Raw genomic sequence first — 16,184 nt, 5'->3', positions numbered from 1 at the left:
AAAATCCACCTGATCGTCGATCGCCAGGGCCTGCCCCTGTCGATCGGCATCTCCGCCGCCAACCTCCACGACAGCCAGGCACTGATCCCGCTGGTCCGCGGCATCCCACCCATTCGCTCACGTCGCGGCCCAAGGCGCCGTCGGCCCGCCAAGCTGCACGGCGACAAGGGATACGACTACCACCACCTGCGGCGATGGCTCGCTTCCCGCGGCATCCGGCACCGCCTTGCCCGCAAGGGCATCGAGTCGTCCCGGCGGCTGGGCCGGCACCGCTGGGTGGTGGAGCGGACCGTGTCCTGGCTGTCCGGCTGCCGCCGTCTGCACCGCCGCTACGAGCGCAAGCCGGAACACTTCCTCGCCTTCACAGCCATCGCCGCGACCCTCATATGTCACCGCCGACTGACCAAGTGAAATGACGTCTAAGAGCTTCACCGCGTGGTGGAAGACCCACGCCGATCAGGGCAACGCCGTTGGTGATCTCGACTGGGAGGTCCCGCGCGATCCCGACCGGCCCTCACGCAAGGGCCTGCCGGGTCAGCGCACCTACCTTGATGAGCGCGGTGCCGTGCCGGCGGCCATGGAGACACTCGAACGTGCTGGACTCAATACGGTCAGTACAAGGCCGCTCAAGACGAATGACAGCGGCCTGACCTCTCACGGTTAGGGCCTGTCCGACGGCTCCCGTCCCGGCCCCGCACCCGACAGCAGTGTCACCCGAACGGCCCAACATGACGTGTCGCCCACATGGATGAACATCAAGCTGACTAGTGCCCCAACCGAGGCAATCCGTGAAAGGCGAACCAAATGCGCATTCGACGAATCCTCGCCGCCGTCATCGGCACAGCAGCCCTCGCCGGACTCGGCCTTACAGGCGCTGCCACGGCCACCGCCACAACCGCCACCGCCACAACCGCCACCCCCGCCGCCCTCACCCCGGGTGAGTGCGAGCAGGGCGGCGGAACGGTCGATCGGTCGACCACGTCCGCGGCCGGGCTCCCGATCTGCAAGGGCGGCAAGTACAACGGGCAGGATGTCGACTGAACCCGACTAGGCGCCCCGCAGCCACGCGCTGCGGGGCGCTCCCATCCGAATCTCCTGACCGTCCTCGCAGCGCGATGACACGGAGCGCTGTGCAGCGTCTCCGTCCTCTTCCAATGCCCTTGTGATCTTCGCGTTGGCGGCTTCCTCGTGGCCGTCGATGCAGCCGTGACGGCGCCGGTGGATCACCTCGGGAGAGTTGCCAACCCGCCGGGCAACCTCAGCGATCGGCACGCCCGCGTTCAACCGCCGCGTGATGCACGCGTGCCGCAGGTCGTACAGGCGCCCGGCCAACAGCGAGACGACGCGCTCAGGCGGGAGCGCATTTCGGGGTCTTCTCGCGTGGGCAGGCGTGTGTCACTTCGGGCATCGGCCGAGGTCAGCCCACCAGTTCGGCCGAAGCACGTTAGCCGGCGTCCGGCCACTCCTCGGGGGCGTGGGGCGGCTCGGGCTCGTTCAGCCGCTCGGCCTGCCGCGCGTTCTCCCCTCGCAGGCTCGTCAACCACGGCCAGAGGTCCGGGAGGGTCTGCTTAGGACAGGCCAGACGGTGTTCGATGCGGCACCGCTGGAACGGATCGGGAGGGCATACGCCGTACACCGCCACTCGCCCGTCGGACGTCTCGATCCACCGGTACTCCGCGGGCACCACGTGGGCGAGCGGAGCCATGTCGGGCTCCAGCAGCACCCAGTCGTGTTCGATCGTCGCCACGCGTTCCTGTGGCAGACCGCAGTACGGGCACATCAGCCGTGACTCGCCCAGCCTGCGCGTCGACTTTTTGTAAGCCCCCATATAGCGAGGGTCGGCACTCTGTCCGGTCGCGCGTAGAGGGCGAATCGGACGGGACTCCTGGAGCGCACGAGCAGCGGCGAGAGGGAAAGTGACGCGGAAGGTGTGTCCAGCAACCGGCGGCTTGGAAAGTGCGGCCGGTACACGACGAAGCCCCAACCCGTGAGGGCTCCGAGATGGCGGGGGTGTCGGTCGCGCGGGCCGGCCGGGCAGTGGCGTGGTAGTTCTCGCCGGGTGGGGTCGCCGGGTGGGGTCGCCGGGTGGGGTCGCCGGGTGGGGTCGCCGGGTGGGGTCGCCGGCGGCAGGTTACCGGACTCCCGCCAGCCACCGTTTCATCCGTCCGGTTCAAGGTAGTGCGTGCTTCTCGGTCGCCCTCGTCGCTGCCTCGGCCCGTGACCATACCGGATCCTCTGTCCCGGTCGTCCGGGGTTTGCAAGTCGGCGGTTGCCGGGGCGTTTACCGGTTTGTGGCGAGTACGGCCGTCAGGCCCTCTTGTAGGTCCCTGGTGAAGTGTGCGGGGGCTTCCAGTGACGGGAAGTGTCCGCCCTTTTCGGGGGACCTCCAGCGGACGATCTGCCGGTAGCGCTCCTTTGCCCAGGGGCGCGGGCACTTCTCGATGTCGCGGGGGTACATGGTTATCGCCGTCGGGACGTCGACCCGGAGTTCGGGGTCCAGTGAGTTGTGGCTCTCGTAGTAGATACGGGCCGACGATGCCCCTGTCCGCGTCAGCCAGTACAGCGTGACGTTGTCCAGGATCCGGTCCCTGGAGATCGTCTCGAACGGGCTGTCGTCGGTGTCCGTCCACTCGGCGAACTTGTCGAGGATCCAGGCGAGAAGTCCCACCGGTGAGTCGACGAGCGCGTAGCCGATGGTCTGCGGGCGGGTCGCCTGCTGCTTCGCGTACGCCGCGCGGTGGCGCCAGAAGTCGCGGGTCTCCTCCGTCCACCTGCGCTCCACCGCCGTCAGTCCGTCCGTCGTCAACCCGGGCGGTGCCGCCGCGAACGTCGTGTGAATGCCGAGAACGTGTGCCGGGAACCTGCCGCCGAGGACCGTGGTGATGTTGCCTCCCCAGTCGCCGCCCTGGGCGACGAACCTGCGGTAGCCGAGCCTCCCCATCAGTTCCACCCACGCGGCCGCGATCTTTTCGGTCCCCCAGCCGGTGGCGGCCGGCTTGTCGCTGTACCCGAAACCCGGTAGCGACGGGACCACGACGTGGAACGCCGGCGCCTCCGCGTCTCCCGGATCCGCCAACTCGTCCACCACGTCGACGAATTCCGCGATGCTGCCCGGCCAGCCGTGCGTCAGGATCAGAGGTACGGCATCGGCGCGCGCGGACCGGCGGTGCAGGAAGTGGATGCCCAGACCGTCGATGGTCGTACGGAACTGGCCGATGCGGTTGAGGCGCTCCTCGAACGGCCGCCAGTCGTACCCGGTGCGCCAGTAGTTCACGACATCGACGAGGTCGGCGAGTGGAACGCCCTGGTCCCATCGGTGACGGCCGGGTCCGGAGCCCCGGACCGTCTCGGCCTCCGGCAGGCGTGCCGCGGTCAGTCGTGCGCGCAGATCTTCGAGGTCGGCGTCGGTCGCGTGGGCGTCGAATGCCTGGACGTCGCTGGGCGGGCAGGGCATGGGACCTCCTGGCCATTGAGAACCGGCTTAGACGGTTCTAGCAGTGTCCGTCACCGCTTCGCAACCGGCTAAGGTGGTTCCATGCGTGCTGGGTTTCCTGACTTCCGTCTCGGCAACGTGCTGGCGACGAGCTTCACCGGCACTCTGTCGGAGCGTCACGGCAACGCGGTGGAGCGCATTCCCACGCCGCAGCGACTCGTCGACTGGCTGGCGGTGAACGGCCTCGCCGTGGACTCCTGCACCCCTGCCGAGCTCGACCTCGCCCGGGAACTGAGGGAGTCGATCCACGTCGTCGCGACAGCGGCCGCGATCCGTGCCGCGCTGCCCGCGTCCGCCGTCCAGGTCATCAATGACCGCAGCGTTCAGGGGCGGGCCGCGGCGATCCTGACGGCCGAGGGCCAGCGGCTGTGGCGGCTCGGCTCGGCCTCCCGCGTGGAGGACGCCCTCAGCGTGATCGCGGCCGACGCCATCAGCGTCATCTCCGGCGAACGAGACGGGAAACTGGCCCTGTGCGCTTCACCGACCTGCCAGGCCGCCTTCTTCGACACCAGCCAGAGCCGCACCCGTAGATGGTGCGACATGAACACGTGCGGGAATCGGCAGAAGAAGGCGCGCTTCAATGCCGCCCGTCGCAGAGACCCCGGAGCAGCGGAGTGATCACCGCCTCCCGGTGAGCTACACGCCCACGCCTCGCGGTGCGCTGCACGCCCACGGTCCACGGTGAGCTACACGCCCGCGCCTTCGGATCGTTGCCGCGCCGCCAACGCTCAGCGCTGTTGTGATCTCATACTGGCGTGGATGGTGTCGTCTCGGCCTTGGTCGCCATTGTGGGCACGTTGTTGGGGTCCACTGTCACGTACGTCTTCCAGCGCAACGCCTCCGCGCGGGAGCGGTTGTTCGTGAGTCAGCAGCAGCTTCGGGCGGACCGGATGGCGGTGTACAGCGACTTCGCCGGGGCGTTGACGGAGTTCCGGCGCGGGCAGCAGGACCGTTGGCATCGCAGGGACGAGGATCCCGACGGATCCACCTACCCCGCGGCCCGTACGGAGGCGCACCGGCTCCGCGGGGTCGCCCTGCACGCGCTGTTCAGGGTTCAGCTCATAGCCGGCGCGCGGCCGCTCATCGAGATCGCGCAGGAGGCCTACGCCCTGACGTCCGACCTGCACAAGGCGGCCGACAAAACGGAGTTGAGCGCACTCGGCGCGCGGGCGCGGGAGGTCCTGGAGCGGTTCGTCGAGCTTGCCTCTGGGGACGTCCAGTGACGCCGGCGGAGGCTCAGGGCGACGACTGTTCAGGGCGGCGACGGCTCAGGGGGACGACGGCTCAGGGCAGCGGGAATGAGCGTAGCGAGGCGTGGGTCCGGGCTCTCACGACCAGGTGACCCGCGTCGCCGCCCGGGACGATGAGCAGGGGGTGTTCGCCGTCCCTCGTCTGCGGGTACGGCGCCGACGTGCCCGGCGCGGCGGATCCGGTCGCCCGAGGGCCCGCGTGCAGGTCGATCGTGATCACGCGGCCCCGTGTGGCACGGTCGTTGCCGGGAGTGAAGGTCACGAACCGGCGGCCGGTCAGGGCCGCTTCGTCCGTGGTGCCGTAGTAGCTCCACAGCTTGCGCCGGCTTTCGAAGTCGTACGCGTTCCAGTCGCCGGCGCTCGTGTCCTCCGCGGAGGCCTCGTACAACATCAGCACCCCGTCGGCGGAGATCAGTCCGCGCACGGGCTTGTCGATCGTGGTCTTCGGGGTCGGCAGTGGCCGGAGCGTGTTCGGGTCCAGGCGTCGTACGGGCGGGAAGACGTCCCCTGCGGAGAACGGGCTGCCGGTGCAGACCAGGTAGTGGCCGCCGGAGACCAGGTGCGGGCACTCGACGCCCGCGGGACTGACGGCCACGGTGGCGCCGGAGCGGGCGTCGCGGGAGGTGACCCGGGTGCCGTCGGTGGTGTAGACGCGGCCTCGGAAGGCGTCGATGCCCTCACCGGGGTCCCAAGTCACGGCGCGGTGCCACAGTGCCGTGCCGTCGGACGCGCGTACGGCCTCGAGGACGGCGGCACCGGACGCGGGGTCGAACGCCCCGACGGCGTAGACGACTCCGTCCGCCGCGCCGAGGGTCGCATAGGCGCCGCCGGAGGGCTGCCGGTGGGTCCAGGCCCGCGCGCCCGTCCGCAGATCCGCCGCGCGCAGCACACCGGCGACGCCGGTCACGGCCCGTTCGTCGGCCGCGTCGACGACCAGGCCGGCGCTCTTGCCGTGGTCGTTCGCGGGCACGGTCCACGTGATACGGCCGTCGGCGCGGGAGCGTCCGACGAATCCGCCGGAGCCGGTCGCGCACACGACCTGACGGGCCGTCGCCCCGCAGGTGCCGGAGGCCTCCCCCCGGGAGAGCGCGACGTCCCAGGCGCGCCACGGACCGGACACCGGGGACGACGTGCCCCCCGAGGCGCCGGCCGACGCACCGTCGGACCCGTTCCGCCCGGCCGTCGAGCACCCGGCGCCCAGCAGGCCGCACAGCACCAGGGCCCCTACAAGTGCCGCCCCGCGTATACCCCGTCGCCTCCGCACCTTCGCCTCCCCCGCGAGCACGACCCCGCACGTGAGGCCGATCGGTCGGCAACGGTAGCAAGGCGAGCCTGAGGGCACGGCCTGAGTGCACGGCCTGAGTGCACGGCCAAGGCCTGACCCGAGGGCGCTGCCTGAGAGCGCGGCCAGGGCGCTGCCTGAGAGCGCGGCCAGGGCGCTGCCTGAGAGCGCGGCGAAGGCACGGTCCGAGGGCCCGGCCTGAGGGCACGTCACCCAGCAGTGGGCACCCCGGGACTTCAACAGGGGCCGTACGTCATGCGGGGCGTTTGCGGGCGGTCGTCTTCTTCGCCGTCGTCTTCTTCTCCGCCGCCGTCTTCGTCGCCGACGTCTTCTTGGCCGTCGTCTTCTTCGTCGACGCCGACTTGCTCGCGGTCTTCTTCGCCGCTGTCTTCGCGGTCGTCTTCTTCGCCGTCGGCTTCTTCTTCGGCAGCTGTGTCACCTGTGCCGGCTCGCCGCGCGACTCCTTCGCCGCCCGGACGCTGTTCTCCAGGGCCGCCATCAGGTCGAGGACCTTGCCGGGCTTCGCCGGTTCGGGGGACTCCGGCGGGGTCTCGCCGGCCGCCTTCGCGGCGATGACCTCCTCCAGAGCCTCCCGGTACTCGTCGTGCAGGTCCTTCAGGTCGACCTCGCCGAGGGTGTCCATCAGGGCGTCCGCCAGGTCGAGTTCCTTGTCGCGGACGGTGACGTCGGAGTCGGGGGCGACGCCCTCGGGGGCGCGTACCTCGTCCGGCCAGAGCAGGCCGTGCATGGCGATGGCGTCGCCGACAACCCGGAGCATTCCGAGGCGTTCCCGGCCGCGCAGCGCGTACTTGGCGATGGCCACCTTGTTGCTGCGCTTCAGGGCCTCCCTGAGGAGGGTGTACGGCTTCGCCGCGGGGACGCCGCTCGCGGCGAGGTAATAGGCGGCGTCCATCTGGAGCGGGTCGATCCGGTCGGCCGGGACGAACGCGACGATCTCGATCGTGCGGGCGGTGGGGATGGGCAGGTGGGACAGGTCCTCGTCGGTGACCGGGATGATCGTGCCGTCGGCGTCCTCGTACCCCTTGCCGATCTCCGACTGGGTGACCTCGCGGTCCTCCAGCTCGCAGAACTTGCGGTAGCGGATGCGGCCGTTGTCCTCGGTGTGCACCTGGCGGAAGGAGATCGAGTGGCTCTCCGTGGCGTTCACCAGTTTGATCGGGATGCTGACGAGACCGAAGGAGATCGCGCCGTTCCAGATGGATCGCACTTGCGGTTTCCCTCCGTCCGTCCGACGTGAGTTTTGTATGAGATTGTCATGGTATGACGCCGATCACGGAGGTGGAGGGGCGGCGGGTGGCGCTCAGCAACCTGGAGAAGGTGCTGTATCCGGCGACCGGCTTCACCAAGGGCGAGCTGCTGCACTACTACGCGACGACGGCCGGTGTGCTGCTGCCGCATCTGCGGGACCGGCCGGTGTCCTTCCTCCGCTACCCGGACGGTCCCGACGGCCAGGTGTTCTTCGCCAAGAACGTGCCGCCCGGTACGCCCGAATGGGTCACGACCGCCGAGGTACGCCGGTCGGAGGGGGCCGCGCGGATGGTGCTGGTGCAGGACCTCCCGAGCCTGATGTGGGCCGCGAACCTGGTCACCGAGTTCCACACGCACCAGTGGGTCGCGCAGGCGCCGGACGAGGCCGACCGGATCGTGTTCGACCTGGACCCCGGGCCGCCCGCCACGGTCGTGCAGTGCTGCGAGGTCGCGCTGTGGCTGCGGGAGCGGCTGGCCGCGGACGGGATCGAGGCGTACGCGAAGACCGCCGGGTCGAAGGGGCTGCATCTGCTGGCCGGGGTCCGGGGGGCGAGCAGCGAGCGGGTCAGTGAGTACGCGAAGGCGCTGGCGGTGGAGGCGGAGCGGGCCATGCCGCGGCTGGTGGTGCACCGGATGACGCGGAGTCTGCGGCCGGCGAAGGTGTTCGTGGACTGGAGCCAGAACGCGGGGCGCAAGACGACAGCCGCGCCGTACACGGTACGGGCGCGGCGGGAGCCGACGGTGTCGGCGCCGGTGACCTGGGAGGAGGTCGCCGAGTGCCGGTCCGCGGGTCAGCTGGCGTTCCGGGCGCAGGACATCGCCCCCCGCCTCCAGGACCACGGCGACCTGCTGGCCCCCGTGCTGGACCCGGCACACGCGGCACCCCTGCCGTGAACGGCACACGCCACGCCCCTGCCGTGAACGGCACACGCGGCACGCCCCGCCCTGAGCAGCACCCCCGATCAGCACCCCCGATCAGCACCCCCGATCAGCACCCCCGATCAGCACCCCCGAGCGGCACCCATCAGCAGCGCCCCGCGCAGCGCCCTGAAACCGCACCCTTGCCCCTCCTGAAACCGCACCCTTACCCCCCCCCCGAAGCAGCCCCCCGAAGCAGCCCCCAGACAGCCCGGAAACCGCGCCCCTAGACCCTCCCCCACGTATTGCGGTCCCGGGCGATCGCGTGGAGGGCCTCCGCGTCCGCCGGTTTCAGGACGCCGCCCAGGCGGGACAGACCCTCCAGGTCCCGGTCGCGCAGGACGCGGGCCTCGCGGGGCGGGGCGAGCACCGTCACGTCCGCCGGTTCGATCAGGACCAGGATCGGGCGGACCTCGGCCGTGAGGGCGTACGACGCCCGGTCGGCGTCGGCCCGCAGCCGGCGGAGCAGCGGCTGCGCGTCGCGGCGGCCGAGGGTGACCATCGGGTCGGCGACCAGTACCTTCTGCCTGCGGGCGGGCAGCGCGTGCACGCAGAAGACGCCCCCGGGCCCGATCAGCAGGTGGTGGATGCGGTCGCCGCCGGGCAGCGGCACGGAGTGCAGGACGTGCCAGCCGGCGCCGTCCAGACGGTCCAGGGCGTCGCCGACGGTCTGCTCCGCGGCCAGGGCGCGGCGGCGCGGGTCGGGGCGGAGGCGGTGGGCCGGACCCGGGTCCCGGTCGAGGGCGACCAGCAGCGCCTCGCCGGGGCGGTTGGGCGCCAGGTCGTCGTCGGGGTGCAGGGTCAGCCGGGCCAGCTCGGCGGGCGTGGGCACGGGTGGCGGGCCCACCGTGACCGGGCCGGCCAGGAAGGGGCGCAGGGTTTCGAGTACGTCGTCCAGGCGCTCCTCGCTGAGCAGGTTCACCCGGCCCGCCTCACGGTCGTACCAGGCGATGTTCCTGCCGTCCGTGAGGCAGACGTACAGCCTCTCCTGACCGTGGCGCCAGGCCGGCACGACGCGCAGTCCGCTCATTGCGTCATCACCCCTCGTCCATGGGAACAGGCGGGGTGCTCCAGGGGCAAGAACCCGGCTACCTTTGACAGGGGTTGGCGCGCGCAGCGGGGAGGCGCCGGTGCGGATCCGTGGGGAGCAGTACGACGTCCCGGCTCCGGACAGTCCGTGGAGCGAGGTGCTGCCCGGGCTGTGGATGGGCGGCCATGAGTTCCGGGGGCGTTCGGGGCGGCTGGAGACCGCCGTGGTGCGCGGCGAGTTCGAACTGGTGCAGAGCCTGCTGCGGCTGCCCGGGCACGGTCCCGACCTGGGCGTGGAGCACCACGTGTGGCCGATACCCGACGGGCCGCTGGACGGTACGCAGCTGGCGGGGGTGATCCGGCTGGCCCGGGCGGCGAGCGAGGCCCTGGACGCGGGGCGGTCGGTGCTGGTGCGCTGCTACAGCGGGTACAACCGGTCGGGGCTGGTGGTCGCGCAGGCCCTGGTGCACCAGGGGTGGACGGCCGAGGAGGCGATCCGGCTGGTGCGGGCCCGGCGCTCGCCCTGGGCGCTGCACAACGAGCTGTTCGTCGCCTATCTGCGGGCCGGCCTGTCCACCGCCCGTCTCCTCGAGGAGCTCGCCGAGTAGCCTCTCCTCTGCACCGGACCCGCGGGTGCGGAACAGACTTCCCTGCGGATCCGCTCACGAAACGGATCCGCGTGCCCATATCCCGTCGTCCCAGAGCCAGGAGCAGCGTGCCGAGCCGTCGTCCCCGTCGCCTCCTTCGCAGCGCCGCCGTCGCGGCCGCCGTCGCCCTGTCGGCGGCGGCCGTGGCGGGCTGTGGCGACTCCGGCGGGCTGCTGGCGGCCGGGGCGACGCCGACCGCGATCAGTCCGGCGAAGCTCTGGCCCGACCTGCGGCCGGCGTCGAGCCCGGCCTGGCCGTACGACGTGGGCAGCACGGAGACCGTGAAGGGCGTCACCGTTCCCGGCGACGACATCCGGGAGGTGGATCCGGTGGCCGTCGTACGGGCGGAGATCGCCTCCGACCCGGCGGACTACGGCGCCAAGGGGACGTACCACGAGACCACGGACCGTATGAAGGCGTGCGGGGCGCACGGCGGCGGCGCCCGGTGTCCGCTGCTCAGGCCCTACTACCGGGACCTGACGGGGGACGGCCGGGACGAGCTGACGCTCGGTTTCCGGCTGTACCCGACGAACCAGACCGCGTTGCGCGTCTACACCGTCGAGCGGCACCGGCTGGTGCAGGTGCTCGACGACAACGACGCGATCATCGGCGTCGAGCTGGCCGGGCGGACGGTGATCGTGCGGTCGCCCACCGGGATCAGCGGGTACGAGTACCGGACGACCTGGGTGTGGGACCCGGAGCAGCGGACGATGGTGTTCTCGCGGGACGAGTTCCTGCGTACGGGCAGGCCGCGGCACCACCGCACGCCGGCACCGGCGCCGGTCCTCACCCCCGGCTCCGCCCCCACCGCCCCCGCCTCGGCCCCCGACCCCGGTCCTTCGGCCTCGGCGGGTGCCCGGTGAGGCTCCCCCACTGGGCCGGGACGCTGGCGGCGAAGTCGGCCGCGTTCATCACGGTGATGTGCTGTGCGCTGGCCGCGCTGCTCGGCGTCCTCGTCCATGTGTCGGTCACCGACCAGACCGTCGCGCAGGCCCGCGACCAGGCGCTGTCCCGGCTCGCGGAGGCGACGGGCGACTTCGAGGCCGGGGACACCCTGGTACCGGAGGCCAGGGTCGACCCGCGGGGGCTGCCGTCGACCCTGCGGGCGCTGGCACTGGCCGGGCAGCGCGGCACGATGGTCTCCGAGGACGACGGCCGCCCCCTCATGTGGGCGGCGGGCCCGGCCGACCGTGACCGGGTCCTCGCGGTGGCCGTCGACTACTCCCAGCAGGCCCGCACCATCGCCGCGCTCGACCGCTCCATCCTCTGGTCGTCGGCCCTGGCCATCGGGGCGACACTGCTGGTCGGCGCGTTCGCGGTGACCCGGGTGACCCGGCGGCTGCACGGCACCGCGCAGGTGGCCCGGCGGATCAGCGCCGGCGATCTGGACGCGCGGGTGGACGACCCCCGTACGAAGGATCCGACCCGGCCGCAGGACGAGGTGGCCGCGGTCGCCGCCGCGCTGGACGGCATGGCCGCGTCGTTGCAGAGCAAGCTGCTGAGCGAGCAGCGGTTCACGGCCGACGTGGCGCACGAGCTGCGGACCCCGCTGACGGGACTGCACGCGGCGGCGGAGCTGCTGCCGCCGGGTCGGCCGACGGAGCTGGTCCGGGACCGGGTGGCCGCGCTGCGCACGCTGACCGAGGACCTGCTGGAGATCTCCCGCCTCGACACGGGCCGGGAGCGGCTGGAGACCGACGCGGAGGCGCTGGGCGCGCTGGCCGAACGGGTGGTGCAGGCGTCCGGGACGGAGACCGGGGTGAAGGTCGTCCGGGACGTGTGGGTGGAGACCGACCGGCGGCGGCTGGAACGGGTGCTGGGGAATCTGGTGGCCAACGCGCACCGGCACGGGCGTGGGCCGGTGGTGCTGACGGTGGAGGGCAAGGAGGTCACCGTGCGGGACCACGGGGACGGGTTCCCCGAGTACCTGGTGGCGCACGGTCCCCAGCGGTTCCGGACGGAGGGCGACTCCAAGGGGCACGGGCTGGGACTGACGATCGCGGCGGGCCAGGCGGAGGTGCTGGGCGCGCGGCTGACGTTCGCCAACGCGACCGACGGCGGGGCGGTGGCGGTGCTGACGCTCCCGTAGGGGGGTGCGGTGGCGGTGCTGACGCTCCCGTAGGGGGGATCGGGTGCGTGGCGCGGCTGCGGGAGCGCGGGGGGGTGCTCGCGCAGTTCCCCGCGCCACTAAAGGAAAGGGGCGCTGCGGTGCGCCCCTTCAGGGGCGCGGGGAACTGCGCGACCAGCCCCCACCGGCCTGCACCCGAACCACTACCCGCGCCGCGCGACATCGACCTCCTCGGCCGCACGCCACGCTGGTGCCGACCCACAGGACACTCAACTCACACTATTTAGGTAAGTTCCGGACATGACCAAGGCCGGAACCACCCTGGCGGCGGAAAAGGCCCCCGCCTCCCCTGAACGTCTCCCCCGGCGCCGGGGTGTCGAACTCGCCCTGATCGTGCTGGCCGTGCTGCTCTCCGTGTACGGCTACTGCGCGGTCGGCGTGGCCAGGACCGGTACCGTCCCGCCCGGCGCCGCCGGTTACGGAGCCGGCCTCGGGATCCTCGCGCTCCTCGCCCATCTCGCCGTGCGCCTGCGCGCTCCGTACGCCGATCCGCTGCCGCTGCCGATCGGGGTGCTGCTGAACGGACTGGGTCTGGTCCTGATCTACCGGCTGGACCTGGAGACCCCGGGTGACCGCGCGGCCCCCGCCCAACTCGTCTGGTCCACCCTGGGCGTCGGCTTCTTCATCCTGGTCGTGCTGATGCTGCGCGACCACCGCGTCCTCCAGCGCTACGCGTACGTCTGCGTGGCCGCCGCCCTCGTCCTGCTGCTGCTCCCGATCTTCTTCCCGGCCGTCAACGGAGCCCGGATCTGGGTCCGGATCGCCGGATTCTCCCTCCAGCCCAGCGAGTTCGCGAAGGTACTGCTCGCGGTGTTCTTCGCCGCGTACCTGGCCGCCAACCGCAGCGCGCTCGCCTACGCGGGCCGCCGACTGTGGTTCATGCAGTTCCCGACGGGGCGGGTGCTGGGTCCGATCGTCACCATCTGGCTGGTGAGCGTCGGGGTGCTGATCCTGGAACGCGACCTGGGCACCTCGCTGCTCTTCTTCGGCCTGTTCGTGGTCATGCTGTACGTCGCCACCGGGCGTACCGGCTGGATCGCCGTGGGCCTGCTGCTCGCCGTGTTCGGCGCGGTCGCCGTCGGCCGGCTGGAACCGCACGTGCACGGCCGTATCGAGGACTGGCTGCACCCGTTCGCCTCGATCGACGCGGGGCAGGGGCCGAACCAACTCGCGCAGTCGCTCTTCGCGTTCGCCGCCGGCGGGGTGCTCGGCGCCGGGCTCGGCCTCGGCCACTCCGTCCTCATCGGCTTCGCCGCCAAGTCGGACTTCATCCTGGCCACCGCGGGCGAGGAACTCGGCCTGGCCGGTCTCTCCGCGATCTTCCTGCTCTACGGTCTGCTCGTCGAACGCGGCTACCGGGCCGGCCTCGCCCTGCGCGACCCCTTCGCCCGGCTCCTCGCGGTCGGGCTGGCCTCGATCGTCGCCCTCCAGGTGTTCGTGATCGCGGGCGGGGTGACGGGCCTGATCCCGCTGACCGGCATGGCGATGCCGTTCCTCGCCCAGGGCGGCTCCTCGGTCGTCACCAACTGGGCGATCGTCGCCCTGCTGATCCGGGTGAGCGACTCGGCCCGCAGGCACTACGACGGACAGGTGGCCCCGTGAGCCGGCCCCGGGGGACCGCCGCGTACGTCCGCCGCGCCCGTGCCCTGTGCGCCCTGCTGCTGTTCGCGCTCCTCGTCAACGCCGGCCGCGTCCAGATCGTGCAGGCCCCCTCCTACGACGGCAACCCGGCCAACCGCCGTGCCACGATCGCCCGTTACGGCCTGCCCCGGGGGGACATCCTGGTCGGCGGCGAGGCGGTCACCGGCTCCCGGGACAGCCGGGAGCAGCTGCGCTACGAACGCACCTATCCGCAGGGCCCGTTGTACGCCCCGGTCACCGGGTTCGCCTCCCAGCTGTACGGCACGACGTTCCTGGAGCACTCCGAGGACGGACTGCTCGCCGGCACCGACCCGCTGCTGTCGCCGTTCCCGCTGTGGCACGACGGCAGCCGGGTGCCGACCCCCGGCGGGAACGTGGTGACCACCCTGAACCGGTACGCCCAGGAGGCCGCCTTCCGCGGTCTGGGCACCCGCAAGGGCGCGGTGGCCGCGATCGAACCGGCGACCGGCCGGATCCTCGCCTTGGTCTCCACGCCGTCCTACGACCCCTCCGAACTGTCCGGCAACGGCAGGCGGGTGGCCTCGGCCTGGGCGCGGCTCAACGACGACCCGGAGAAGCCGATGCTCAACCGGGCGGTACGGCAGACGTATCCGCCGGGCTCGACGTTCAAGGTGGTCACCGCGGCCGCCGCCCTGGACGCCGGGGTGGTCACCGACCTGGACGCGCCGACCGACTCCCCCGACCCCTACCGGCTGCCCGGCACCACGACCCGGCTGACCAACGAGGGGGACGGCTGCCGGGACGCGTCGCTGCGGGAGGCCTTCGAGTGGTCGTGCAACACGGTCTTCGCGAAACTGGGCGTGGACGTGGGGGTCGCGGACATGACGACGGTGGCCCAGGGGTTCGGCTTCAACGACACGAAGCTGCGGATCCCGTTCTCGGTCGCGCCCAGCACCTTCGACACCAGCGTGGACAGGGCGCAGCTGGCGCTGTCGTCGATCGGGCAGTACAACACCCGGGCCACCCCGTTGCAGATGGCGATGGTCTCGGCCGCTGTGGCGGACGGGGGGATGGTCCGGCCGCCGTATCTCGTGGAGCGGACCGAGCGGCCGACCGGTGAGACGGTGGGCACGGGCGGCGCGGGGCCGGTGCGGCAGGTGATGAGCCCCTCGACGGCGGTGCGCATGAAGGAGCTCATGGTCGACGTGGTGCAGGAGGGCACCGGCAGTAACGCGGCGATCCGCGGCGCCACGGTCGGCGGCAAGACCGGCACCGCGCAGCACGGGGTCGGCAACTCCGGGGTGCCGTACGCCTGGTTCGTGTCCTGGGCGCAGGCGGACACCGACGTGGAGCCGAAGGTGGCGGTGGCGGTGGTGGTCGAGGACGCGGCGGCCGACCGCGGGGAGATCAGCGGGGGCGGGGACGCGGCGCCGATCGCGAGGGCGGTGATGCGGGCGGTGCTCGGGCTCTGAACGGGGACCGCCCGCCCAGCCCGCCCCGCCCGCGGCCGCGCTCGCGGTAGACGTGGCGTCAACAAGTCGTGCGCGGGGGATTGACCGTCTTGCTGACACGCGGTCTCATAAGAGCGGACGACGACGTACCCCCGGGTAACGAGGTGAGGGAGCCATGACGACCCTGACGGAAGCCGACGCGGTCGACGGACTGCGGGACGCGCTCGGCCTGCTCAAGGACCGCGAGCAGGTGGCCGAACGGCTGCTCGTCTCCTCCGCGAAGCACTCCTTCGACCCGGACAAGGAGCTGGACTGGGACGCGCCCTTCGAGGACGGCAAGTGGTTCTGGCCGCCGGAACTGGTGTCGCTCTACGACACGCCGATGTGGAAGCGGATGAGCGAGGAGCAGCGGATCCTGCTGTCGCAGCACGAGGCCTCGGCGCTGGCCTCGCTGGGCATCTGGTTCGAGCTGATCCTGATGCAGCTGCTGGTCCGGCACATCTACGACAAGGCGGCGACGTCCGCGCACGTGCGTTACGCGCTGACCGAGATCGAGGACGAGTGCCGGCACTCGAAGATGTTCGCCCGGCTGATCGAGCGCGGGGACGCGCCCTGGTACCCGGTGAGCCGGGCCCACCAGAACCTGGGGCGGCTGTTCAAGACGATCTCGACCACGCCCGGGTCGTTCACGGCGACCCTGCTGGGCGAGGAGGTCCTGGACTGGATGCAGCGGCTGACGTTCCCCGACGAGCGGGTGCAGACGCTCGTGCGGGGGGTCACCCGGATCCACGTGGTCGAGGAGGCCCGGCACGTGCGGTACGCCCGTGAGGAGCTGCGGCGGCAGATGGTGACCGCTCCGCGGTGGTCGCAGGAGTTCACCCGGGTGACCTCGGGCGAGTTCGCGCGGGTGTTCTCCGTGGCGTTCGTCAATCCCGAGGTCTACACGAACGTGGGGCTGGACCGGCGGGAGGCCGTGGCGCAGGTGCGGGCGAGCGGGCATCGGCGGGAGGTCATGCAGACCGGCGCGAAGCGGCTGACCGACTTCCTCGACGACATCGGGGTGCTTCGGGGGGCCGGGCGGCGGTTGTGGAAGAGCTCAGGGCTGCTGGCTTGAC

Annotated in this window: 17 protein-coding genes; 12 read left to right on the top strand and 5 right to left on the bottom strand. The window is 71.7% G+C overall.

What is annotated here, in order from left to right; genetic code table 11:
• The 3 genes from MB828_RS30405 to MB828_RS30395 form a co-directional block, all read left to right on the top strand.
• Nucleotides 1–411: IS5 family transposase (locus tag MB828_RS30405; protein ID WP_301650969.1), on the top strand; the 411-nt coding region annotated here is incomplete at its 5' end.
• Between the two features lies 1 nt (nucleotide 412).
• The gene (locus MB828_RS30400; RefSeq protein ID WP_301650968.1) at nucleotides 413–664 is read left to right on the top strand and encodes a hypothetical protein; all 252 of its coding nucleotides are present in this window, start codon (nucleotides 413–415) and stop codon (nucleotides 662–664) included.
• A gap of 140 nt (nucleotides 665–804) precedes the next feature.
• Nucleotides 805–1,041 carry a hypothetical protein gene (locus MB828_RS30395; RefSeq protein ID WP_301650967.1) on the top strand — a complete coding sequence of 79 codons (237 nt, stop codon included), beginning with the start codon at nucleotides 805–807 and terminating at the stop codon, nucleotides 1,039–1,041.
• Between the two features lie 403 nt (nucleotides 1,042–1,444).
• On the opposite strand, the gene MB828_RS30390 is transcribed toward MB828_RS30395, so the two are convergent.
• Complete coding sequence (locus MB828_RS30390) at nucleotides 1,445–1,828, bottom strand: DUF6083 domain-containing protein (protein WP_301650966.1); 384 nt, start codon at nucleotides 1,826–1,828, stop codon at nucleotides 1,445–1,447.
• Nucleotides 1,829–2,281: 453 nt separating this feature from the next.
• On the bottom strand, nucleotides 2,282–3,454 hold the full coding sequence (locus tag MB828_RS30385) for an epoxide hydrolase family protein (protein ID WP_301650965.1): 1,173 nt from the start codon (nucleotides 3,452–3,454) through the stop codon (nucleotides 2,282–2,284).
• Nucleotides 3,455–3,535: 81 nt separating this feature from the next.
• On the opposite strand from MB828_RS30385, the gene MB828_RS30380 reads away from it, so the two are divergent.
• Both MB828_RS30380 and MB828_RS30375 read left to right on the top strand, forming a co-directional pair.
• The gene (locus MB828_RS30380; RefSeq protein ID WP_301650964.1) at nucleotides 3,536–4,111 is read left to right on the top strand and encodes a CGNR zinc finger domain-containing protein; all 576 of its coding nucleotides are present in this window, start codon (nucleotides 3,536–3,538) and stop codon (nucleotides 4,109–4,111) included.
• Between the two features lie 182 nt (nucleotides 4,112–4,293).
• On the top strand, nucleotides 4,294–4,716 hold the full coding sequence (locus tag MB828_RS30375) for a hypothetical protein (protein WP_301650963.1): 423 nt from the start codon (nucleotides 4,294–4,296) through the stop codon (nucleotides 4,714–4,716).
• 61 nt (nucleotides 4,717–4,777) lie between these two features.
• Here the strand turns inward: MB828_RS30375 and MB828_RS30370 are convergent, their stop codons facing one another.
• Both MB828_RS30370 and MB828_RS30365 read right to left on the bottom strand, forming a co-directional pair.
• Nucleotides 4,778–5,863, bottom strand: a complete 1,086-nt coding sequence (locus tag MB828_RS30370; protein ID WP_301650962.1) for a PQQ-binding-like beta-propeller repeat protein — start codon at nucleotides 5,861–5,863, stop codon at nucleotides 4,778–4,780.
• 415 nt (nucleotides 5,864–6,278) lie between these two features.
• Nucleotides 6,279–7,253: a Ku protein gene (locus MB828_RS30365; RefSeq protein ID WP_301650961.1), complete on the bottom strand. Its 975-nt coding sequence runs from the start codon at nucleotides 7,251–7,253 to the stop codon at nucleotides 6,279–6,281.
• A gap of 53 nt (nucleotides 7,254–7,306) precedes the next feature.
• Here MB828_RS30365 and ligD point away from each other — a divergent pair, with 53 nt between their 5' ends.
• Nucleotides 7,307–8,188: a non-homologous end-joining DNA ligase gene (ligD, locus tag MB828_RS30360; RefSeq protein ID WP_301650960.1), complete on the top strand. Its 882-nt coding sequence runs from the start codon at nucleotides 7,307–7,309 to the stop codon at nucleotides 8,186–8,188.
• 250 nt (nucleotides 8,189–8,438) lie between these two features.
• Here ligD and MB828_RS30355 read toward each other — a convergent pair whose 3' ends face one another.
• Nucleotides 8,439–9,242 (bottom strand): nuclease-related domain-containing protein, encoded by an 804-nt coding sequence (locus MB828_RS30355; RefSeq protein ID WP_301650959.1) that lies wholly within the window; start codon nucleotides 9,240–9,242, stop codon nucleotides 8,439–8,441.
• A gap of 100 nt (nucleotides 9,243–9,342) precedes the next feature.
• Here MB828_RS30355 and MB828_RS30350 point away from each other — a divergent pair, with 100 nt between their 5' ends.
• From MB828_RS30350 to MB828_RS30325, 6 genes are all read left to right on the top strand, one after another.
• Nucleotides 9,343–9,849 (top strand): protein-tyrosine phosphatase family protein, encoded by a 507-nt coding sequence (locus MB828_RS30350; RefSeq protein WP_165941563.1) that lies wholly within the window; start codon nucleotides 9,343–9,345, stop codon nucleotides 9,847–9,849.
• Between the two features lie 107 nt (nucleotides 9,850–9,956).
• Nucleotides 9,957–10,751 (top strand): hypothetical protein, encoded by a 795-nt coding sequence (locus MB828_RS30345; RefSeq protein ID WP_301650958.1) that lies wholly within the window; start codon nucleotides 9,957–9,959, stop codon nucleotides 10,749–10,751.
• Nucleotides 10,752–10,807: 56 nt separating this feature from the next.
• Nucleotides 10,808–11,977, top strand: a complete 1,170-nt coding sequence (locus tag MB828_RS30340) for a sensor histidine kinase (RefSeq protein WP_301650971.1) — start codon at nucleotides 10,808–10,810, stop codon at nucleotides 11,975–11,977.
• Between the two features lie 279 nt (nucleotides 11,978–12,256).
• Nucleotides 12,257–13,618 (top strand): FtsW/RodA/SpoVE family cell cycle protein, encoded by a 1,362-nt coding sequence (locus MB828_RS30335; protein ID WP_301650957.1) that lies wholly within the window; start codon nucleotides 12,257–12,259, stop codon nucleotides 13,616–13,618.
• Complete coding sequence (locus MB828_RS30330; RefSeq protein WP_301650956.1) at nucleotides 13,615–15,090, top strand: peptidoglycan D,D-transpeptidase FtsI family protein; 1,476 nt, start codon at nucleotides 13,615–13,617, stop codon at nucleotides 15,088–15,090. Before MB828_RS30335 ends, MB828_RS30330 begins: the two co-directional genes overlap by 4 nt.
• A gap of 154 nt (nucleotides 15,091–15,244) precedes the next feature.
• The gene (locus tag MB828_RS30325; protein WP_046731920.1) at nucleotides 15,245–16,183 is read left to right on the top strand and encodes an AurF N-oxygenase family protein; all 939 of its coding nucleotides are present in this window, start codon (nucleotides 15,245–15,247) and stop codon (nucleotides 16,181–16,183) included.
• Nucleotide 16,184 lies beyond the last annotated feature (1 nt).

The organism is Streptomyces arenae, assembly GCF_022343545.1.
GTDB classification, from domain to species: Bacteria; Actinomycetota; Actinomycetes; order Streptomycetales; family Streptomycetaceae; genus Streptomyces; species Streptomyces humi.
Note: the sequence above shows the minus strand (reverse complement) of the source record. Positions and strands in the feature narration are given on the sequence as shown.